Below are 20,150 nucleotides of genomic sequence, written 5' to 3'. Positions count from 1 at the left end.
GGCGGTTCACCAAGCTGCTCAGGCGTCCTCGCCTTGCGGCGGCAGATCCTTGACGACCTGCGGGTCGTTCTCGGTCATCCCGACCTTGGAGGCACCGCCCGGCGAGCCGAGTTCGGTGAAGAAGTCGGCGTTGAGCTGGGTGTAGTCGCTCCACTGATCGGGGACGTCGTCCTCGTAGAAGATGGCCTCGACCGGGCAGACCGGCTCGCAGGCGCCGCAGTCCACGCACTCGTCGGGGTGGATGTACAGCATCCGCGCACCCTCGTAGATGCAGTCGACCGGGCACTCCTCGATGCATGCCTTGTCTTTGACGTCGACGCAGGGCTCGGCGATCGTGTACGTCACGAAGGTCTCCTCCATGTCCTGTTTGGGGGCGTATCCACCCCTCAATGCTGCCGCATTGGTTGCTGATACTAACCGTTGCAGATACCCCGCTTCTACCGGGCCACGGTCGTTTTGCGGACTATGCGCGCAGGTGCAGTGCAACTAGTTGCATAGGACCTGCGGTCACCCCTATGCTGCCGAGATGGCGCTGCCCCACGCGATCCTGGTGTCGCTGTGCGAACAGTCCGGCTCGGGCTACGAGCTGGCGCACCGGTTCGACCGTTCGATCGGTTATTTCTGGAGCGCCACCCACCAGCAGATCTATCGCACGCTGCGGGCCATGGAGAACGACGGCTGGGTGCACGTCACCCCGGTGACGCAGCAGGGGCGACCGGACAAGAAGGTGTACACGGTGTCCGAGGTCGGGCGCGCCGAGTTGGCCCGCTGGATCGCCGAGCCACTGGCCGGGCGCGGCAACGCGGTGGTCGACGCGCCGCTGCGAGATCTCGCGGTCAAGGTGCGCGCCGCCTGCTACGGGGACGCCGAGGCGGTGCGCGCCCAGGCCGCGGCGTTGCGCACCGAGCGCGCCGAGCGGCTAGACCTGTACCGGGCGCTGGAAAAGCGCCAGTTCCCCGACCCCGACGCACTTTCCGGCGCCGCCCTGCATCAGTACCTGGTGCTGCGGGGCGGTATCCGCGCTGAGGAAAGCGCGATCGACTGGCTCGACGAAATCAAGGCGGCGTTGTGACATCTGAGTACCCAACCCTGTTGTCCCCATTGGATCTTGGTTTCACCACACTGCGCAACCGGGTGGTGATGGGGTCGATGCACACCGGGCTGGAAGACCGCGCCGGCGACATCGAGGCGCTAGCCGCGTATTTCGCCGAACGCGCTCGGGGTGGTGTCGGGCTGATTATCACCGGCGGGTATGCGCCCAACCGTGCGGGTTGGCTGCTGCCGTTCGCGTCCCAGATGATCAGCGCCGCCGATGCCCGGCGGCATCGGCGGATCACCGACGCCGTGCACGAGGCCGGCGGCAAGATCCTGCTGCAGGTCCTACACGCGGGACGCTATGCCTTCCATCCATTTTCGGTCAGCGCGTCGGCGGTGAAGTCGCCGATCACGCCGTTTCGGCCGCGCCGGCTCTCGGCGCGCGGCGTGGAGCGCACCATCGACGACTTCGCCCGCGCCGCGTCGCTGGCCGCCGACGCCGGCTACGACGGGGTGGAGATCATGGGCAGCGAAGGCTATCTGCTCAACCAGTTCCTGGCACCGCGCACCAACAAGCGCCGCGACGGCTGGGGTGGCAGCGCGGAAAACCGCCGCCGGTTTCCGGTGGAGATCGTGCGGCGCACCCGCGCGGCCGTCGGCGGCGAGTTCATCATCTGCTACCGGATGTCGCTGGCCGACTATGTGCCCGACGGTCAGAGCTGGGACGAAATCGTGGCGCTGGCAACCGACGTCGAGGCCGCCGGCGCCACGATCCTCAACTCCGGTTTCGGCTGGCACGAGGCGCGGGTGCCGACCATCGTCACGTCGGTGCCCAACAGCGCGTTCGTCGACATCTCCAGCGCGGTCGCCGAACACGTCACCATCCCGGTGGTGGCCTCCAATCGGATCAACATGCCGCAGGCCGCCGAACAGATCCTGACCGACACCCATGTGCAGCTGATCTCGATGGCCCGCCCGATGCTGGCCGACCCGGACTGGGTGGTTAAGGCCGCCGCCGGCCGCGCCGACGAGATCAACACCTGTATCTCCTGCAATCAGGCGTGTTTGGATCACGCGTTCGTGCACAAGAAGGTGTCGTGTCTGCTCAATCCGCGCGCCGGTCGGGAGACCACCCTGGTGCTGAGCCCGACCCGCCGGTCCCGCAGCGTGGCGGTGGTGGGCGCCGGCCCGGCCGGGCTGTCGGCGGCGGTGAGCGCCGCGCAGCGCGGCCATGCCGTCACCCTGTTCGAGGCCGGACCGGTGATCGGCGGCCAATTCGACTTGGCCAAGCGTATTCCCGGCAAGGAGGAGTTCGCCGAAACAATCCGCTACTACACCCGGATGTTGGAGCGGCACGGGGTGAGCGTGCGGCTGAACACCCGGGCCGAGGTGCCGGAGCTGACCGGGTTCGACGAGGTGGTGCTGGCCACCGGGGTGGCGCCACGGATTCCGGACATTCCCGGGATCGAGCACCCCAAGGTGCTGTCCTACGCAGAGGCGATTTCCGGTGCGCCGGTCGGCAAGAGCGTGGCCGTGATCGGCGCCGGCGGCGTCGGATTCGACGTCAGCGAGTTCCTGGTCACCGACTCCTCCCCCACCCTGAACCTCAAGGAGTGGAAGGCCGAGTGGGGCGCGGCCGACCCGCAGGAGGCCCGCGGCGCGCTGGTGCCGCCGTTACCGGCCGAACCGGCCCGGCAGGTGTATCTGCTGCAACGCAGCAAGGGCCGACAGGGCACCCGGCTGGGCAAGACGTCCGGCTGGGTGCACCGCGCCTCGTTGAAAGCCAAGAAGGTGCAGCAGCTTTCCGGGGTGAACTACGAGCGCATCGACGACGCCGGGCTGCACATCAGTTTCGGGCCGGACCGCAAGCGCCCGCAGCTGCTGGCGGTGGACAACGTGGTGATCTGCGCTGGCCAGGATTCCGTGCGCGATCTCGAGGACGGGTTGCGCGCCGCGGGGGTGCGCCCGCACATCATCGGCGGCGCCGCGCTGGCCGCCGAACTGGACGCCAAGCGGGCGATCAAGCAGGGCACCGAGTTGGCGGCCCGCCTGTAGCGTTTTTTGCGGGAGCGTGCGCAAAATGCCACCCGCACCGGCGTGTCGGCGTACAACTGCGCACGTTCGCGGCAAACTACCCAGGCTGACGCCCGGTCCGATCCGCAGCGTCGACCGGTGGGTCGCGACCACGTCGCGAAAGTGCGCTCAGGTGGCAAAAGATCGAGTGACCGCCTGCGTGAGCGCAATCTCGCGTGACGAGCCGGTGACTCGGGCCCCGACGCTCGCACGGCGTCCCCCGGTCAGAAGAGAATGAATCAGCCCGGCTGGCCGTAGACGGCGACCACGACGGTGCGATTGAGACTGCTCTCCGACCACACCCCGATCCTGGTGTTGGCGCAGTCGGACATGATCGCGAAATCGGTCGGGTCGTAATACCACTGGTTGAGGATCTCGATGCCGCTGATCGCCAGCGCGGGGTTGATCGCGACAGTTTCGGCCACCTTGCCGTGGAACCCGGCGGCCAGCGCGCGGGACTGCGGCGTGGACCCATCCGAGCCGACGTCGCCGTCGAGATCGTGATCGTTCAGCACATCGTTGGTGTGCCATTGGGCCGCTAACCGCAACTGAGGACTGACGGTGACATCGTTGGTGCACCCGGCCTGGTGCTGAACGGTGTAGATGTTGGCGACGACGCTGTTGTTGAGACGTGAGTTGTCGGCGTGCGCTACGGCTATCGCCGCGGCAGCGCCGGCCGCCAGCGACACCGCCAGGCACCCACGCACGGACTGCCACATCGCGTCACCGCACCGCGGGACGGTAGGTGGCCGCGGAGCGGCGGAGCTGCCAGATCAGCGCGGGACACAGCTCGTTGACCGCTTGACTAATCAGATAGCTGGCCTGGTACTCGTCGGTGGTGCTGAAGTCGGTTTCGACGTCGTTGACGAGCTCCGGATAGCTTCGGGAACCGCCGACTTTCTCGCAGATGCCGTGCCCGTAGCTCAGCGCGGCGTCGGCGTTAGCGAAGTTGTAGCCGGGCCGCATCGTCACGTTGACCAGATAGGCCACCGTGTCGGCCCGGGACTGCGGGGCGGTGATCGCGCCGAACCCGAATAGCCCGCCGGCCACGATGATCAGTGCGCCGGCCGCGCGACTTACACCGGGTCGAACTGTGAAATCAGCCATCGATCATGGACCTTGTCGAGGGTTACCCGCACGCTCGAGGCGGTGTTGCTGGGCGGATTGTCGCCGATCGTGGTGGTCTGATTGACGAAAACCAGGACGACGGCGTGCGCGGTGGTCGCCGACACCGACGCCGCGGCCGGCACGGTGGCCACCGCCGCAATGTGCTGCTGCTTGGCGCCGGGAACGACGACGTCGTTGATCAACTGGCGGTATTGGTCACGGAATGTGCCGGTGAGCCGATCCGCGGCCGCCATCAGCGCCGTATCCACGGTGTCGGGTCGGTACGACAGGATCGCGACCGTGCTGTCGGTCGCGGCTCGAACGGATTGTGCGGCGGCCTGCTCGGACAGCCGCGCCGAGTCGTCCCACCATTTGAGGTAGCCGGCGGCTACGGCGACGATCAGCGCCAATCCGGGCAGCAGCCCCTGGGCCAGCAGGCGCCTCCAGGAGAATCGGGCGGGCCGCTCGGCCGGCGCCGGTTCCTCCTCGACGACATCGGCGTCGTCGGCGGCTTCGGCTTCGTCGGCCACGTCGCGACCGACAGCGGCATCGTCGGGCTGGTCGTGCAGTTCCAGCGGTGAGACGTCGGTGCTGAGTTCGGTATCGATGGACACGGTGGGCTTCCCTCCTGGTGTGTTGTTGGGCCGTTACGGCACGAACACCACGTTGGACACCTTGGTGCTGTCACCAACCTGCTGAACGCTGATCCGCATCCGCCAGCGGCGTGGGTCTTGGTCGGGCGCAGCGGCAATCGAGGTCCGCACCGACACCGCGACCAGCACTTGCGCCTGATCATCGGCGACCGACTCCAGGGCGGCCTCGGTGACGGTGCCCTCCGATTTCGACTGCGTCTGTTTGACGACGTCGACAAACGGTTGGGATCGCTGCTGGAAATCGTCGTGGAATGTGCCGGTGGCCGAGTCCAGGATCCGCTGCACGTCGGCGTCGACCTCGGTGTAGCTGATCGTGGTCAGGTTGACCGCCGCCTGGCGGGCAAGCTGCACGAACATGGCGTGCTGAGCCTGCACCCGGTGGGCGTGATACGCGCGGTATCCCAGCCAGCCGGCCAAGCCACCCAGCATCGCGACGACCAGACCCGCCGCAATCACCGCCCGGGTACCCGCAACCGGCGAGTCGGTGGATTCGGCGGGGTCACCGCCCTGCCGATCAACGCGCACCGGGTCGGCTACCCGCTCGGTGGCGTCAGCATGCTCTGCCATGTCGTGCCTTTCGCGCCGTGGGCCAGATCGGCCTGGGTATAGGGCTGACCGTCCGGACCGATGTAACGGCCGGTGGCCGGATCGTAGGGAACAAAGGCCACCGGGGGTGGCGAAGGAGGAGCGGCCCCTGGCGGCGGCGACCGCGGATCGGTACCCGGCGGATACTGCGGCACCCCCTGGCCGGACAGGGTCGCGTTGGGGTCGCCCTTCCAGTTGTAGCCGTCGTTGAGCGGGACGTAGGGTTCATCGCTTTCGCACAGCTCGACCGTCGGGGCCCGTTTGCCCGGGTTGGTCTCGCACGGAATGTTGCGTGACCCGCGAACGTTGAGGTCCGAGTCCTGCGGCACCCGGCAGTACACCTCGCCGGCGGGCCGCTCGGGGTAGTCGACATCGGTGGGCACCCGCTGCTGCTGGACCGGCAGAAATCCGGTGTTGCACGGCGGTGGGTAGTTCAGGTTGAGGTTGAAGTCGAGATAAATGCCCCGATACGGCGTTTTCAGGTCGGCGTCCGGCAAGGCGATCGCTGACATGAGCGCGGTCCCCTGCGGGAACAGGACCAACAGTTGTTCGATGTCGTTGCGGTAGCTCACCGCGATGTCGCCGAGGCTGACCAGGTTGGCCAGCAGCACCGGCAACGCCGGGGCGACCCGGTCCAGCAGGGCTTTGCTTTCCTGCAGCGCCGGCCCACCCATGGTGAGCAGGTCGGCGAAGGCTCGGTCTTGCGCCTTGAACTGTCCGGTGATCGCGGCCAGGTGGTGCGCCCAGGCCGCGATCGAATCCGTCGTCTGCACTTGGGAGTTCAACACCGGCGGGGACTGGTCGATCAACTGGGCCAGTGGATCGGCGGTGTTCCCGGCCTCGATCCCCAGCGACGCCGATCCGTCCACGATGCGCGACAGTTCCGGCCCGAGCCCGCCGACGGCCGTACTGGCTTCGTTGACGACGGTGCGCAGATTATCCTGCGGGATCGCCTGTAGCGCTTTGTTGGTGGCGTCGAGCAGGCTCCCGATATCGGCGGGGATCTGCGTTCGGCCCACCGGAATGACATCGCCGTCCCGCAGCGGCGCGCCGGTGGTGCCCTGCGGTGTCAGTTCGAGGAATTGCTCGCCGACGGCGGATCGGCTGTGCACCGCCGCGGAGACGTCGGACGGGATCTTGATGGACGAGTTGAGTGTGAGAACGGCGCGAACACCGGTGCGGGTGACCTCGATCGAGCTGACCCGGCCGATCTCGGTGCCCCGATAGGTCACCACCGAGGTGGGGTACAACCCGCCCGAGCCGGGCAGCTCGACGGTCACCGTGTAGCGCCCCACCCCGAGCAGCGCGGGCACCTTGACGAAACCGAACGCCATCACCCCGCACGCGCTAAGGGTGATGGCGGCGAGGATCGCCAACTGGGTCCAGACCGCGCGGGACAAACGCAGCATGTCAGTACCCCCCGACGTGGTAGGGGGCGATCAGTGGGTTGCCCGCGGTGTAGGGGCTGGGCATCTGACCGATGGTGCGTCCCCACTGCAGTTCGAGTTCGGTGAGGTTGCCTTCCCACCGTGTTCCGGTGAACAACCCGCTGTCCAGCCGGCTCAGGGTCAAGTCGATGACGAGCGTGATGTTGGCGAAATCACCGCGGAACCAGTTGGCCAGGTTGCTTTTCACCCACGGATAGGTGGACAGGAAATCCAGCCCCCTGGTGAGCGCGGGGCCGGCGTCGGCCAGCGAACGCAGCACCGGCTCGATGTTGCGCAGGTTGTTCACCAGCGATTCCTGGGTCTGATGGACCGTCGAGTTGGCGATGGCACTGAATTTGCCCAGCGCGTCGATGGCGTCGGCTAGTTTGCTGCGCTGATCGCTCAGCACGGCCACCGCTTGCGGGATGGTGTCCAGCGCCGTGTCGACGGTCTGATCCCTCGCCGCGACCTGTCCGGTCAACGCGTTGAGGTTTTCGGTGGCGGCGATGATGTCGTCGGTCTGGTTGTTGAGCCGCGAGATAAAGCTGTCCAACTGGGTTAACAGGCTGCGCATGTCGTTTTCCCGGCCGGCCAGTGCCTTGGCGAACGCGTGGTTGATCTCCTGCAGTTGAGCGAGCCCACCGCCGTTGAGCAGAACCGACACCGACGCCAGCGTCTGCTCGGTGGTCGGGTAGGTGCTGGCCCTGGAGAGCGGAATCACCGAACCGTCTTTGAGCTCGCCCTGCGGCGCCTCGTCGACCGGTGCAGCCAATTCGATGTGCATGGAACCCAATAGGCTGGTCTGGCCGACCTTGGCGGTGCTGTTCGCGGGGAGATGCACGTGACCGTCGATACGCATGGTCACCAGGGCATGCCAATCCTGCACCTCGATTTTCGTGACGTTGCCGACGTTGACGTCGGCAACCCGGACTCGGGTGTTTTGCTGAATGACCACGACATCGGGTAGCTGCGCCTGCACGGTATACGAACCGTGGCCGCTGCCTTCGGTTCCCGGCAGGCTCAGCGAGTTAAGGCCCCGCCATTCACATCCGGTCAGCGCCGACAAGCCCGCGACGATCAGGACCGCGGTCAGTGCGGGTTTCACGGCGCACCCCCGGGTGGCACCGGCGGTGTGACGGGCGGAACCATCATGCCCGGCAGTCCCAGGGCCGGGTCGGTGGCGGCGCGGGTATCGGCCACGGCCGGCGCGGGCGGCGGCGGTCCGTCGTCTTGGCCCTCGGGCGGCGGCAGGCTCGGATTCAACCTGTCTTCGCTGTAGGTGAGCTCGTTGGGCCGCGCCGACGCCCCCACGAACGGGTTGCCGCCGATCGGCGGGTAGTTGTACTGGCGGTTTTTGATGATCGGGGCCAGGTACTGCACGCACAGCTTGGAGGATTGCTCGAAGTCCATGCGCGACGCGGCCTGAATGGCGCCGCAGATGAATTGGACGGTGCTGGCGAAGTTGACCGGCGCCAGGATGCCGGTGATCGCGCTCTGCGCGGGCTGATAGATGTTGGTGAAGTTCTGAAACACCGTCGGCGCGATGTGCAGGATCTGCTTGACGTCGGCGCGGCTGTCGTTGAGGGCCGCCGTGATCGCGGTGAGGTGGTCGAAGGTCGCGCCGAGACCGTCCCGGTTCTCCGAGACGAGGCTGCGCAGGTCATTTACCGCATCGTCCAGACCCCGCGTCGCCTCGGCCACCTCGTTGGGCGTGTTGGACAACACGGTGCTGACCTCGGCCAAGTTGGTGTTGAACGCAGCGAGCAGATCACTGCTGGACGACAGCGCCGAAACCAACAGCTGCAGGTTGCGCACCGTGCTGAAGATGTCGGTGCTGTGGTCGCCCAGCGCGGAAATGGCCTGCGAGAGTTTGATGACGGTGTCGCGCGCGGTGTCGCCCTCACCGCGCAGGTTCGCTGCGGCGGTGTTGATGAATTCGCCCACCGCGCTGGCCCCACCGGGGGTGGTGGGCTGCAACGAATCGGTGAGTTTGTCCAGCTGCTGGCGGAAGTCGTCCCACTCGACCGGGACCGCGGTGCGGTGCTGCGGAATAGCGGCGCCCGCAGCCAGTTTTGGGCCCCCGGAGTACGCCGGGACGAGCTGAATCGCCCGCGCACTGACCAGCGACGGCGACAGGATCGCGGCCCGCACGTCCGCGGGAACCGGGTACTGCCGTTGTACCGAGAAGGTCACCTTCGCCGCGGTGGGCTGCGGCTCGATCTTGTCGACCGTGCCGACGGCCACACCGAGGATGCGGACCTCGTCGCCGGTGTAGAGACCGTTGGTGTTGGCGAAGTAGGCGACGTAGGTGGTGGTGGCGACCCGGTCCCACCACGGGGTGGCGATCACGGTGACCGCGACGGCAAGGATGACCGCCAGACTGGCCGCGGTCACCAACCGCACCGTGCGCCGCCGGCCACCGCGGTGCCCGGCGGCGGCTGGGTCAACCGACACGGTCACGGCCCCTCCCCCGGCAGCGGCGGGACGGTGGGCGGCGGCAGTTCCCCGGGCGCCGGCGCCGGCGCGGGTGGGCCCGGCGGCGGCCCGCCCGGCGGCGGCGCGGGCAGTGGCTCCCGGTAGGGGTAGCGGGGGTCACCCGGATTGCCGGTGATGGCGTCCGGCAACGTCAGATGCGGTTCGCCGCCCTGACCGGTGCGCGGGTAGGGCGCCGGCAGCGGCGGAGTGCCCGGCTGGCCGACCGGCGGGTCGACCAGTTGGGAGGGCAGCAGCACGCTGGGGTCCAACCCCAGATCGGAGAACGCGGCGTCGATGGCCGGCTGGGAGAACTGACCCGGGATCAGGTTGACCACTGAGGCTTTGAAGAACGGCCCGGACCCCAGCACTTCCCCGAATGACATCGCGTACCGCCGAAAGAGGTACAGGGTGCGTTGCAGTTCTTGCTTGCGGGTGTCCAGGATTCCCAGCACCCCGTTGAGTTTGTCGACCGCGGGTTTGAGTTGCGCCCGGTTGTCGTCGACCACCGCGGAGATCTGGTGGGACACCGCGGCGAGGTTGGTCATCAACGCGTCAACCGCATTGCGTTGTGACAGCAGCTCAGCTAAGAGCGCGTTGGCGTTGGTGACCAGGCTGGCGATCTGGTCGCTGCGCTTGGCCAGTACCGATGTGACGTTATTGGCGTTGGCCAGCAACTGCCGCAGCTTGGCGTCGCGGGTGTTGAGGGTGTCCGAGAAGCGTGCCACCCCCTGCAGCGCGATCTTCAGATCCGGTGGGGTGTCGGCGAAGGTCTGCGCCAATGTGGTGAGCGAGGAGGACAGCTGGGTGGTGTCCAGACCGCTGATGGTGGTGGTGAGATCACCCAGCGCCGTCGGCAAATCATAGGGCGACGTGGTGCGTTCGAGGGGTATGGTGCCGCTGAGCCTGCCGTCGCCGCGCGGGGTGAGCTCGAGCACCTTGGTGCCCAGCACCGTTTCGGTCTTGATGGCGGCCTCGGTCCGGTCCCCCAGCTCGACGCCGTTACGGACCGTGAAGTCCACCCGAACTTTGGTGCCCTGCAGCTGCAGCCCGGTGACCCTGCCCACGTCGAGGCCCGATACCCGCACATCACTGGCGGGTTTGATGCCGCCGGCCTCGGCGAAGTAGGCGGAATAGCCGGAGGTCCCTTTGATGAACGGCAGCTTGTCGTACGAGAAGGCGGCAACCACCAGGGCGGCCAAGAACACCGTACCGGCCACACCGACGGCTGCCCTGTTGCGCTCGGCCAGCGGCGTGATGCTCGGTCGCTTCACCGTGAATCGCCTCATTTGGGGGTGCACCGCCCGCTAGGTTGATTGACGAGCGCCACGTAGACCGGTTGGCCGCCTTTACCGTTGAGTTTGAGCAGCGCATCGCACAGGTAGAAGCTGAAGTAGTCGCCGTATAGGCCGTTACGGGCCAGGATCTGGTAGGCGTCGGGCAAGGTCTTGACTAAATCGTCGACGTAGTCGTGATCGGCCATCACCTGGCCGGCGACCCGGTCGGTCTGCCGCACGGTGTCGTTGATCGGCTGGTGGGCGGCGGTCAATAGCTCCGCGACGGATGCGGCGGCGCCGTTGATGTGGGCAATCCCGGCCGCGATATCGGCTCGGCGATCGGCTAGTCCGTGGACCAGCTGGGACAGCTGGTCCAAACCTTCGGAGAATTGATCGTCACGGGCGGCGAACGTGCCCAACACGGTGTTCAGGTTGGTGATGACTTGGCCGATCAGCTCATCGCGTCCGGCCAGTGTCGTCGTCAGCGCCGAGGTTTGGGCCAGCACCGACGAGACGGTTCCTCCTTGGCCCTGGAACACCTTCAGCAGCTGGCCGGTCAATGCGTTGACCTGGTCGGGATCCAGCGCCCGAAACAGCGGCCGGAAGCCACCGATGAGCGCGTCGACGTCGAGCGCGGGCGAGGTCCGTGCCCGCGGGATCGTCTCGCCCGGTTCCAGTCTGCGCATCGAGCCCGGGCCCTGCTCCAGGGACAGATAGCGGTCGCCGATGAGGTTCTCGTAGCGAACCGCCGCCCGGGTGCCCTCGGTGAGGGTGAGTCCCTTGTCGATCGCGAAGTCCACGGTGACCGTGCCGTCCTTGTGCAGGGTCATGCTGCTGACTTTTCCGATCTCGACACCGGCTATCCGAACGAAGTTGCCTCCTTTGAGACCGGACACATTGGTGAACACCGCGCGGTAGGAGGTGCGGGTGTCGAACCGGAATTGCCCGAACACGGTGACCAGCACGAACATGAAAGCCAGGGACGTCGCGGTGAACAGCACCACGCGCACCACGGTGCGGCCGGTTCTGCCTCTCATCACCGCTCCCCGGATGCGCCGGGGGGCGGGCCCGGCGGCGGCGGATATGACGGGGTTCCGTCCGGCCCGAATTCCGCTGCGCCGTAGGGCGGCGCTCCCGGATAAGGCGGCACCGGGCCGGGCGCCGGGCCGCCGCCGTAGCGGATGCTGGGCGGTTCGGGCACTGCCCGAGTAACCGGGAAGTAGTCGGCCCATCCGGGGAATCCGATGCCGGGATTGGGGCGCATATCCAGGCCGGTACCAAACCCGGTGTCGGTCACCAAATACTTCACCGGGAAGTTCTTGCTGACGTCGGGGAGTGAGCCGCAACTCGGCTTGCCGCCCGGGCCGCCCTTGGCGTTGACCACCGGCAGGTTGTCCGGATAGCGGTACGGGTCGTCGCCGGCCAGCAGGGCGGCGTCCATGATCACCGACTTTCCGTTACCGCCCATCGCGTCTCGGCCGCCGTGGTCGAGGAACCACTGGGCGCCCTGGAACAGGCAGGTGTAGGTCGGTGAGTACTTCATCAGCAGAGCCGTGGTCGGATCAAGGAGGTTCATCGCGCGCACCAGGTTCGGCTGGTTTCCGCCGATGGTGTTGACACCCGATTGGGCGAAGCCGACCACTGACAGGAGCAGCTCGTCGAGGGACTTAGCCCCTGTGGTGATCGTCGTGCTGGTCGTCGCAACCGAGTCCAGGATCGACAAGATGTTCTGCGCGGCGCCCGAATAGGCCTGAGCGGTCTCGCCGAACAGCTGCCAGTCGCGCTGCACGGTCGGCATCCTCGGGTTCACCGCCAGCAGCACGGTGTTCGCGCCGGTGATCGCCGCGCCGATGCGGTCCCCCTTGCCGCGCACCGATTCCGCGACCGCCGACAGCACCGAGTTCAGCTTCGCCGGGTCAATGGAATGCACCACGGCCTGCAGGTTCTGGAACACCGTGTTGACCTCGACGGTCGTGTTGCGAGAGCGCAGCACCGCGCCGGGCGCCAACGGCGCCTGACTCGGCGGTTCGGGAACGATGAGGTCGACATATTTCGCGCCGAATGCGGTGCTCGATTTGATTTCCGCCTCGATATTGCTCGGCAGGTAGCGGAACGGCTTGGGGTATATCTTGAGCTTCAGCTTCGCGAAATCGGAGCCACCGGTGTCGGCGCCGATGGCGGCGACCTCCCCGACCTGCACGCCACGCAATTTCACCTTCGCGCCGCTTTCCATCACCAGGCCGGCCCGGTCGGAAACCAAGGTGAGCGGAACGAAGGTCCGCAGCGTCCCGGAGAACAACAACGCCGTCAAGGCACTCAGTGCCACGATGACAAGGATCAATACCGGCGCCCACCAGATGGGGTCGATACCGCCTCGCCGGGTTGTGTTGGCCATCTCCATCACCCCGACAGGTGGAAGTTGCCGGACTGCCCGTACACCGACAGCGTGATGGTCAGCAGAATGAAGACGCCCGCGGTGATCGAGGTGCGCACCGCCCGGCCGACCGCTTCGCCCACGCCGGCCGGACCCCCGGTCGCGGTATAGCCGTAGTAGGTGTGCACCGCCATCACGGCGCCCGCCATGGCCAGCGCCTCCACGAAGGACCACAGCATGTCCACCGGGTGCAGGAACGTCGAGAAGTAGTGGTCATAGACCCCCCGCGACTGGCCGTAGATGATCGTCGTGCCGAAACGTGTTGCCAGAAACGACATCAGCACCGCGACCGTGTAGATCGGGATGACCGCGACCACCCCGGCGACGATGCGGGTGGACGCCAGGTAGGTGACCGCCCGGATCCCCATCACCTCCAGCGCGTCGATTTCCTCGTTGATCCGCATCGCGCCCAGCTGCGCCGTCGCCCCCGCGCCGATGGTCGCGGCCAGCGCCACACCGGCGGTGGCCGGTGCGATGAATCGGACGTTGAGAAAGGCCCCGAGGAACCCGGTGAGGGCCTCGATCCCCACGTTGGACAGTGTGTTGTAGCCCTGCACAGCGATCAACGCGCCGGTGGTCAACGTGAGGAATCCGACGATGACCACCGTGCCGCCGATCACGGCCAACGCCCCGGTACCGAGGCCCATCACCGCGATCAACCGCAGCACCTCGGCGGGGTAGCGGCGGACGGCGTCGATGCTGGCGCCGAGCGCAGTGCCGTAGAACGCGGTCTGCTCACCCAGCCTACGGGTCACGTCACCGGCACGACTGAAGATTTCCCCGCCCCGTGCCGAGTCGCGCACCTGGGTCGTGCTCATTGCCGGTCCCGTTTCATGGGGCAACCTTCACACCGAACGCGGTGGCCAGAATGTTGATGAAAAACAGTGCCATGAAGGCGAATACGACGGTTTCGTTGACGGCATTGCCGACCGCGGTCGGACCGCCGCCGACGGCCAGTCCCTTGTAGCAGGCGATCAGTCCGGCCGAGAGCCCAAACAGCAGCGCCTTGCCTAACGAGACCAGCACCTGCGGCAAACCGGTCAGCAGTGTCATTCCGGCGACGAACGCTCCCGGTGTGACGTGCTGGACGAACACGACGAACGCGTAGCTGCCGGAGAGCCCCACGACCGCGACAATCGAATACAGCATCAGCGCAACAAATGTTGCGGCAATCACCCTCGGAACGACCAGCGCCTGGATGGGGTTTACGCCGATGACCTTCATCGCGTCGATCTCCTCGCGGATTGTCCTCGCGCCCAGATCCGCGCACATCGCCGTGGCCGCCGCGCCGGAGACCACGATCGCGGTCACCACGGGACCCACTTGCGTCACCGACGCCAGCGCTGCGCCGGCGCCGGACAGATCGCCCGCACCGACCTCCAGCAGCACGATGTTCAGCGTGAAGACAATGAGCACCGTGTAGGGCATCGAGAGCACAATCGTCGGGACGATCGATACCCGGGCCACAAACCAGATCTGATCCAGCAGTTCGCGCCACGCGAGGGGAGGTCGCAACATCGCGGCGAATGTTTCGCCCGCCAGGACGACGAAGTCCCCGACGGCAACGGCAGGCTTGGACCAGGCGGTCCCGCTGATGGCCGCCTGCCGGGAGGCGACCGTCATCGGCCTAATCCTGTTGTCCGGGAAGCGGATACACGCGCAGCAGGCGGCGCGGCATTTGCCACGTCGCGCGGTCGCTGCCCCGTTGATGCCACCCTGAGTCCTATCCTCGTCAGCCTTGCGGGAACGCTAAGAGCGCATGAGTCAGCTGTCAACGCAACCGACGATCCGATGCTGCTCTCAGGCACGAAATACGCTGGCCGCTGGGCGTATTTGATTCCATTCACCGAGATTGAATCAGCGCGATTACAACCCTTGCCGTTGCATGTGATTCCGCCGCGAACGTGCGCGGAATGCCAGGTTTTTTGGCTTCAGGGCGTACAACTGCGCACGCTCGCGGGGCGATCGCGAAGGCTCCCGTCACCGGACGTGCATCCAGGGCGGAAATCCGCCGAGATTTCCGCCCTCAGCGCACGTTCGGCGGCCCGGCCAACGCTAGGCCGCTAGCGGGCTGTAGTCGGTGGCGCGTTGACGGGCCGGACGGCCGATACCGTCGGCGATCGCGACCAGTTCGGCGACGGTTTTCGCCGACCCGTATTCGGAGCCGGCCATCCGCGAGATGGTCTCCTCCATCAGCGTGCCGCCCAGATCGTTGGCGCCGCCGTTGAGCATCACCTGGGTGTGGGCCACCCCGAGTTTGACCCAGCTGGTCTGAATCTGCGGGATGCGGCCGTGCAACATGATCCGGGCCAGCGCGTGCACGGCCCGGTTGTCGCGGTGGCTGGGCCCGGGCCGGGCGCCACCGGCCAGATACAGCGGCGAGCTCTGGTGCACGAACGGCAGCGGCACGAATTCGGTGAAGCCGCCGGTGCGGTCCTGGATGCCGCGCAGCACGTTGAGGTGGGAGACCCAGTGCCGCGGCGAATCGACGTGGCCGTACATCATCGTCGAACTGGAACGCAGCCCCACCTCGTGCGCGGTGGTGACGACCTCGATCCACAGCGAGGTGGGCAGTTTGCCCTTGGTCAGCACCCAGCGCACCTCGTCGTCGAGGATCTCCGCGGCGGTGCCCGGGATGGTGTCCAGCCCGGCCTCGCGCAGCCCGGTCAGCCACTCCCGAATGGATAACCCGCTTTTGGTGGCCCCGTTGGTGATCTCCATCGGGCTAAACGCGTGCACGTGCATCGAGGGCACCCGGGCCTTGACGGCCCGCACCAGATCGGCGTACCCGCCCACCGGTAGCTCCGGGTCGATGCCGCCCTGCATGCACACCTCGGTGGCACCGGCGACGTGGGCCTCCCAGGCCCGGTCGCCGACCTCCGCGGCGGACAGCGAGTAGGCGTCGGCGTCCCCCTTGCGTTGGGCGAACGCGCAGAACCGGCAGCCGACGTAACAGATGTTGGTGAAGTTGATGTTGCGGTTGATCACGAACGTGACGTCGTCGCCGACCGTGTCACGGCGCAGCGAATCGGCCAGTGCGGCAACCGCATCCAAGGCCGGGCCGTCGGCGGTGGCCAGCGCCAGGTATTCGGCGTCACTGCAGCCGGCCGGATCGCGTTCGGCGGAGCGCAACGCGGCCAGCACGTCGGTGTCGACGCGTTCGGGCGCCCGTGCCGCCAGTTCGTGCACCTTGTCGCGGATCGACTCCCAGTCCCCGAACGCGGAGTCCAGATCGCTGCGGGTCGCACTGGCCCGCCCGTCGGTGTCGATCGCCGCGTGCAGGTCCACCCGACCGGCGGAAGCCGCCTCGTCGGGCTCCTGCCACACCAACCCGACCGGGTTGACGTCGCGGGCCCACCCGGTGGCGGGATCGGCCAGCGCGGCGACGTGGCCGGCCACCCGCGGGTCGATCCACCCGGCACCGGCCTGCACGTAGGCGGGCTGCGCGGTCAACCGCTGCACCAGGTCGTAGCCGGCTTCGACGGTGACGTCGGCCAACTCATCCAGGGCCGGCCATGGCCGCTCCGGGTTGACGTGGTCAGGCGTCAGCGGCGACACCCCGCCCCAGTCGTCGACGCCGGCACCGACCAGGGCCAGGCACTCCGCGCGCGACACCAGGTTGGGCGGGGCCTGCACCCGCATCTTCGGGCCCAGCACCAGCCGCGCCACCGCCACGGTGGCCAAAAAGTCGTCGAAGTCGGTGTCGGGCGTCGCGGCCATCGCGGTGTGTTCTTTGGCCCGGAAGTTCTGCACGATCACTTCCTGGATGTGCCCGAACTCCTTGTGCACCTTGCGGATCGCGTGCAGGGTGTCGGCGCGTTCGGCCAGGGTCTCCCCGATGCCGACCAGCAGACCGGTGGTGAACGGAATGGATAACCGGCCGGCGTCGGTCAGGGTGCGCAGCCGCACCGCCGGATCCTTGTCCGGGCTGCCGTAGTGGGCCAGCCCCTTGGTCTCGAACAACCGCCGCGAGGTGGTCTCCAGCATCATGCCCATCGACGGCGCCACCGGCTTGAGCCGGGACAGCTCCGACCAGCTCATCACCCCCGGATTCAGGTGCGGCAACAGACCGGTCTCCTCGAGCACCCGGATGGCCATCGCCCGCACATAGGACAGCGTGGAGTCATAGCCGCGCTCATCGAGCCACTGCCGCGCCTCCGGCCAGCGGTCTTCGGGCCGGTCCCCCAGGGTGAACAACGCCTCCTTGCAGCCCAGTTCGCCACCCCGGCGCGCGATGTCGAGGATCTCATCGGGTTCCAGATACATGCCCGCCCCCGCGGCGCGCAGCTTGCCGGGCACGGTGACGAACGTGCAGTAGTGGCAAGTGTCCCGGCACAGGTGGGTGACCGGGATGAACACCTTGCGCGAGTAGCTGACCGGCAATCGGCCGCCCGGCCCCCGCCGGCCGGCCGATTGCAGCCCGGCGTCGCGGACCCGGGCCGCGCTGGCACACAGGTCGGCCAGGTCGTCGCCGCGGGCGGTCATCGCCAGGGCGGCCTCGTCGACGTTGAGCACCACGCCGTCGCGGGCGCGTCGCAGCACCCGGCGCAGCGCCGATGGGCTAGATCGTGGCGGCACGACCGGGCTCGGCAGGGCGGTCGGCTCGTCGCCTGGAGTCAGCGGCACGTGGGTGTAACCTCCGCCCGGCCGTGTTTCATCCGCGCGGCCGGACAATCTGTGACCCGTGCGCCTGCCATGTTGATCCACAGTAGCGCCAGCCGCGGGCGGGTAGGTGGGCGGCGGGGGCACTCGGGCCAGCCGACCGCACCGCGGTATCCGCACCGGCGATGCATCGCGGCGGATCGTGCTGCGCCCGGTACATTCACGCCCATGTTCGACCGCGTTTTTGCCCAGTCGTTCGTGATCCCAGCCATCGGGGCCGCCACCGCCACCGCGGTGCTGCTGGCTCCTGCGGTCACGCCGGCCACCGCGCAGATCGCCAGCCCGACGGCGGCGCTGGCCGCGGCGGTGGAGCCGATCGATCTGGATCTGTTGGGTCCGGCGCTGGCCTCGCTACAGCCCGACATGCTCGACGCCGCCGTCGCGGCTCCCGCGTCGATCGCCACCTCGATCGGCGACGCGATCGAGGGCCTGTACAGCACCGTCGAACCTTGGGTGCGCTACGGCGTCACCCTGGCCCAGTGGGCGGCGGGCTGGGTCCCGTTGGTCGGCCTGCTGGCGCCGCAGATCACGATCTTCTACGACCTGGGCGAGTCGGTGGTGCAAAGCGGGCTGTTCAACACCATCGACGTGCTGGACGGATCAATCGGCTTCGGCCAGGGGCTGAGCAACTTCGGCGCCGACACGGTGGCCGCGTTCAACACCTTCATCACCGATCAAATCAACTGGGTGCTGCACTTCTTGCCGCCGTTCCCGCCGCTCGACCTCAGCACCGACGGGTTGATGGACGCCGCGAGCAGCTTCACCGCCGCCACCGACGTCCTGGGTGCCCTGGATCCGGGGCTGTTCGACCTGAGCGGCCTGTTCGACGCCGGCGCGCTGGGCGGTCTGCTCGACGTCAGCCCGCTGTCGGACCTGGGTGGCCTGCTGCTCAGCCTCATCCCCTGATCGGTCTGCGGTAGCGGCGCCACCACAGCAGCGCGGCCGGCGGCGCGGCGCCCACCACGATCATGAACAGCGCCCCGTAGGCCATCACCCCGCGCCCGGCGAAGATGAAGTCGTCGCCGGGCCCACCGAAGGTCATCGCGGCCACGGTCAACAGCCAAGTCCACAGCGGCAACGCGGCCAGCCGCAGCGATTTCGTCCAGTGCGTGGCGGCCCACACCAGGACCGCGTTGATCACGCCGCTGACCACCGCGCTGATCGGAAATGGGTACCGGCCGATGTAGCTGGGCAACAGCAGGGCCGCGGTCACCGCGGAGAGCACGCCGTCGACGCCCAGCAGCGTCAGCACGACGAACCGGATCCCCCGATCGGGGGCGCCGGTGTCGTCAGCCGACCCGGCGCGGGGTTCGGCAACCGTCAAGTCGGCATGCTGTCCAGCTGCGCAACCAACGAACCCACCACCCACTGATAGCTGTCCATCCAGTACTGCCAGTGCTCCAAGTTGGGGTCCAGGTCGGGATCCATGCCAATACCTTCCGTGGGCTGCCTGCGTCCGGCAGCCTACCGCGTGCGGCCCGCCATGTCGTCGGCTCGGGTGGGTAAACCCAAGCCCGGTTACGACGCCCGCGGGTCCCCGAGGTCGATGCCGGCCAGCAGATCGGTCTCCCAGCCGCGCGCGTCGCGCTCCCCCGCCACGCCGGCGGCCAGCACGTAGTGCTCACTGGCCAGGATCGGCAGGGCCACATTGTTGGACAGGGCGAATGCCCGCCCGGTGGGCCCGACGCTGACCTGGGTGGCGTGCGCGGCCATCGCCGCCACCTTGGCCGGCAGCACCTGCGTGCCGTCGATGACCGCGTCGATCCGCTCGTCGGGGTAGCCGAAATCCAGCTCGCCGTCCGACGTGTGCACCCACTCGGGCAGCAGGTCGGTGGGCCGCAGCCCCCGCAGCCCGGCCTCGATCGCGTCCGCCGACATCACCGTCCAGTACAGCTTGGGCACCGCCCAGGGTTCACCCGGCTGGTCGCCGTCGGCGGCGGCGGCGACGGCGGTGGTGGTGACGCGGTGGGTCTGCACGTGGTCGGGGTGGCCGTACCCGCCCGGCGGGTCGTAGGTGACCACGACATGGGGGCGCAGCGCGCGGATGATCGCCACCAGCGCGCCGACCGCCGCGCCCTCGTCGGCGTCAATGAAGCGCGACCGACCCCGCGGCGGCGTGCCGGCCATGCCTGAGTCGCGCCAGCGGCCCGCTCCGCCCAGGAACGTCGGCGCCGGGACACCCAGCGCCCGCAACGCCGCGGACAGCTCGCCGATCCGATACCCGCCGAGCTGATCGGCGGCGTCGACCGCCAGCTGCGCCCAGCGGTCGCCGATGACCTCACCCTCTTCGCCCAGCGTGCAGGTCACCACCTGCACCAAGGCGCCGCGGGCCGCGTAGTGGGCGATAGTCGCGCCGGTGGTCAACGTCTCGTCATCGGGATGGGCGTGCACGAACAACAGTCGGGGCGTCACCGGAGACGACATC

The 20,150-nt window shown here is 67.8% G+C and carries 18 protein-coding genes and 1 pseudogene; 3 read left to right on the top strand and 16 right to left on the bottom strand.

The features are described 5' to 3' along the window. Positions 1-18: 18 nt before the first annotated feature. Entirely contained in the window at positions 19-345 is a 327-nt protein-coding gene (fdxA, locus tag ACAG26_RS20040) for a ferredoxin (RefSeq protein WP_071026427.1), read from the bottom strand. 181 nt (positions 346-526) lie between these two features. On the opposite strand from fdxA, the gene ACAG26_RS20035 reads away from it, so the two are divergent. Together ACAG26_RS20035 and ACAG26_RS20030 are read left to right on the top strand one after the other, a co-directional pair. Next, complete coding sequence (locus tag ACAG26_RS20035; RefSeq protein ID WP_370484819.1) at positions 527-1,072, top strand: PadR family transcriptional regulator; 546 nt, start codon at positions 527-529, stop codon at positions 1,070-1,072. Continuing rightward, on the top strand, positions 1,069-3,090 hold the full coding sequence (locus ACAG26_RS20030) for an FAD-dependent oxidoreductase (RefSeq protein WP_370484818.1): 2,022 nt from the start codon (positions 1,069-1,071) through the stop codon (positions 3,088-3,090). Before ACAG26_RS20035 ends, ACAG26_RS20030 begins: the two co-directional genes overlap by 4 nt. 263 nt (positions 3,091-3,353) lie before the next feature. Here ACAG26_RS20030 and ACAG26_RS20025 read toward each other — a convergent pair. From ACAG26_RS20025 to ACAG26_RS19965, 13 genes and pseudogenes are all read right to left on the bottom strand, one after another. Further along, positions 3,354-3,827 (bottom strand): annotated as a pseudogene (locus ACAG26_RS20025) (CAP domain-containing protein); the annotation flags it as partial. 4 nt (positions 3,828-3,831) lie between these two features. Beyond that, positions 3,832-4,215 (bottom strand): DUF732 domain-containing protein, encoded by a 384-nt coding sequence (locus tag ACAG26_RS20020; RefSeq protein WP_370484817.1) that lies wholly within the window; start codon positions 4,213-4,215, stop codon positions 3,832-3,834. After that, positions 4,185-4,829 carry a hypothetical protein gene (locus ACAG26_RS20015; protein WP_370484816.1) on the bottom strand — a complete coding sequence of 215 codons (645 nt, stop codon included), beginning with the start codon at positions 4,827-4,829 and terminating at the stop codon, positions 4,185-4,187. The genes ACAG26_RS20020 and ACAG26_RS20015 overlap by 31 nt, the downstream gene beginning before the upstream one ends. Before the next feature lie 33 nt (positions 4,830-4,862). Further along, positions 4,863-5,435 (bottom strand): mammalian cell entry protein, encoded by a 573-nt coding sequence (locus tag ACAG26_RS20010; RefSeq protein ID WP_370484815.1) that lies wholly within the window; start codon positions 5,433-5,435, stop codon positions 4,863-4,865. After that, complete coding sequence (locus tag ACAG26_RS20005; RefSeq protein WP_370484814.1) at positions 5,402-6,862, bottom strand: MCE family protein; 1,461 nt, start codon at positions 6,860-6,862, stop codon at positions 5,402-5,404. Before ACAG26_RS20005 ends, ACAG26_RS20010 begins: the two co-directional genes overlap by 34 nt. A gap of 1 nt (position 6,863) precedes the next feature. After that, positions 6,864-7,985 carry a virulence factor Mce family protein gene (locus ACAG26_RS20000; RefSeq protein ID WP_370484813.1) on the bottom strand — a complete coding sequence of 374 codons (1,122 nt, stop codon included), beginning with the start codon at positions 7,983-7,985 and terminating at the stop codon, positions 6,864-6,866. Continuing rightward, positions 7,982-9,334: an MCE family protein gene (locus ACAG26_RS19995; protein WP_370484860.1), complete on the bottom strand. Its 1,353-nt coding sequence runs from the start codon at positions 9,332-9,334 to the stop codon at positions 7,982-7,984. The genes ACAG26_RS20000 and ACAG26_RS19995 overlap by 4 nt, the downstream gene beginning before the upstream one ends. Positions 9,335-9,336: 2 nt before the next feature. Further along, positions 9,337-10,641 carry an MCE family protein gene (locus tag ACAG26_RS19990; protein WP_370484812.1) on the bottom strand — a complete coding sequence of 435 codons (1,305 nt, stop codon included), beginning with the start codon at positions 10,639-10,641 and terminating at the stop codon, positions 9,337-9,339. Beyond that, positions 10,638-11,666, bottom strand: a complete 1,029-nt coding sequence (locus ACAG26_RS19985; protein WP_370484811.1) for an MCE family protein — start codon at positions 11,664-11,666, stop codon at positions 10,638-10,640. Before ACAG26_RS19985 ends, ACAG26_RS19990 begins: the two co-directional genes overlap by 4 nt. Beyond that, positions 11,666-13,024, bottom strand: coding sequence for an MCE family protein (locus tag ACAG26_RS19980; RefSeq protein ID WP_370484810.1), 1,359 nt, complete (start codon positions 13,022-13,024; stop codon positions 11,666-11,668). Before ACAG26_RS19980 ends, ACAG26_RS19985 begins: the two co-directional genes overlap by 1 nt. Before the next feature lie 5 nt (positions 13,025-13,029). Further along, positions 13,030-13,881 (bottom strand): ABC transporter permease, encoded by an 852-nt coding sequence (locus ACAG26_RS19975; protein WP_370484809.1) that lies wholly within the window; start codon positions 13,879-13,881, stop codon positions 13,030-13,032. A gap of 13 nt (positions 13,882-13,894) precedes the next feature. Next, positions 13,895-14,686 (bottom strand): MlaE family ABC transporter permease, encoded by a 792-nt coding sequence (locus tag ACAG26_RS19970; RefSeq protein ID WP_370484808.1) that lies wholly within the window; start codon positions 14,684-14,686, stop codon positions 13,895-13,897. Positions 14,687-15,118: 432 nt separating this feature from the next. Beyond that, entirely contained in the window at positions 15,119-17,689 is a 2,571-nt protein-coding gene (locus ACAG26_RS19965) for a bifunctional FO biosynthesis protein CofGH (protein WP_370484807.1), read from the bottom strand. A 204-nt stretch (positions 17,690-17,893) separates the two neighbouring features. Here ACAG26_RS19965 and ACAG26_RS19960 point away from each other — a divergent pair, with 204 nt between their 5' ends. Further along, a complete protein-coding gene (locus ACAG26_RS19960) occupies positions 17,894-18,631 on the top strand; it encodes a hypothetical protein (protein WP_370484806.1) in 738 nt (245 codons plus the stop codon). On the opposite strand, the gene ACAG26_RS19955 is transcribed toward ACAG26_RS19960, so the two are convergent. After that, positions 18,621-19,049: a hypothetical protein gene (locus tag ACAG26_RS19955; RefSeq protein WP_370484805.1), complete on the bottom strand. Its 429-nt coding sequence runs from the start codon at positions 19,047-19,049 to the stop codon at positions 18,621-18,623. The genes ACAG26_RS19960 and ACAG26_RS19955 overlap by 11 nt on opposite strands. Before the next feature lie 194 nt (positions 19,050-19,243). Then, positions 19,244-20,149 carry an N-acetyl-1-D-myo-inositol-2-amino-2-deoxy-alpha-D-glucopyranoside deacetylase gene (gene mshB / locus ACAG26_RS19950; protein WP_370484804.1) on the bottom strand — a complete coding sequence of 302 codons (906 nt, stop codon included), beginning with the start codon at positions 20,147-20,149 and terminating at the stop codon, positions 19,244-19,246. Between the last annotated feature and the right edge of the window lies 1 nt (position 20,150).

This window comes from Mycobacterium sp. pUA109 (assembly GCF_041287095.1).
Classification (GTDB): domain Bacteria; phylum Actinomycetota; class Actinomycetes; order Mycobacteriales; family Mycobacteriaceae; genus Mycobacterium.
The sequence above is the reverse complement of the archived record's forward strand: the minus strand, read 5'-3'. Positions and strand labels throughout refer to the sequence as shown.

What these genes read in the sequence shown, in the direction of transcription:
- ACAG26_RS20035 (WP_370484819.1), top strand. Translation starts at nt 527, where the DNA reads ATGGCGCTGCCCCACGCGATCCTGGTGTCGCTGTGCGAACAGTCCGGC.
- mshB (WP_370484804.1), bottom strand. Translation starts at nt 20,149, where the DNA reads ATGTCGTCTCCGGTGACGCCCCGACTGTTGTTCGTGCACGCCCATCCC.
- ACAG26_RS19960 (WP_370484806.1), top strand. Translation starts at nt 17,894, where the DNA reads ATGTTCGACCGCGTTTTTGCCCAGTCGTTCGTGATCCCAGCCATCGGG.
- ACAG26_RS19985 (WP_370484811.1), bottom strand. Translation starts at nt 11,666, where the DNA reads ATGAGAGGCAGAACCGGCCGCACCGTGGTGCGCGTGGTGCTGTTCACC.
- ACAG26_RS20005 (WP_370484814.1), bottom strand. Translation starts at nt 6,862, where the DNA reads ATGCTGCGTTTGTCCCGCGCGGTCTGGACCCAGTTGGCGATCCTCGCC.
- ACAG26_RS20020 (WP_370484817.1), bottom strand. Translation starts at nt 4,215, where the DNA reads ATGGCTGATTTCACAGTTCGACCCGGTGTAAGTCGCGCGGCCGGCGCA.
- ACAG26_RS19980 (WP_370484810.1), bottom strand. Translation starts at nt 13,024, where the DNA reads ATGGCCAACACAACCCGGCGAGGCGGTATCGACCCCATCTGGTGGGCG.
- ACAG26_RS20010 (WP_370484815.1), bottom strand. Translation starts at nt 5,435, where the DNA reads ATGGCAGAGCATGCTGACGCCACCGAGCGGGTAGCCGACCCGGTGCGC.
- ACAG26_RS19970 (WP_370484808.1), bottom strand. Translation starts at nt 14,686, where the DNA reads ATGACGGTCGCCTCCCGGCAGGCGGCCATCAGCGGGACCGCCTGGTCC.
- ACAG26_RS19990 (WP_370484812.1), bottom strand. Translation starts at nt 10,641, where the DNA reads ATGAGGCGATTCACGGTGAAGCGACCGAGCATCACGCCGCTGGCCGAG.
- ACAG26_RS19975 (WP_370484809.1), bottom strand. Translation starts at nt 13,881, where the DNA reads ATGAGCACGACCCAGGTGCGCGACTCGGCACGGGGCGGGGAAATCTTC.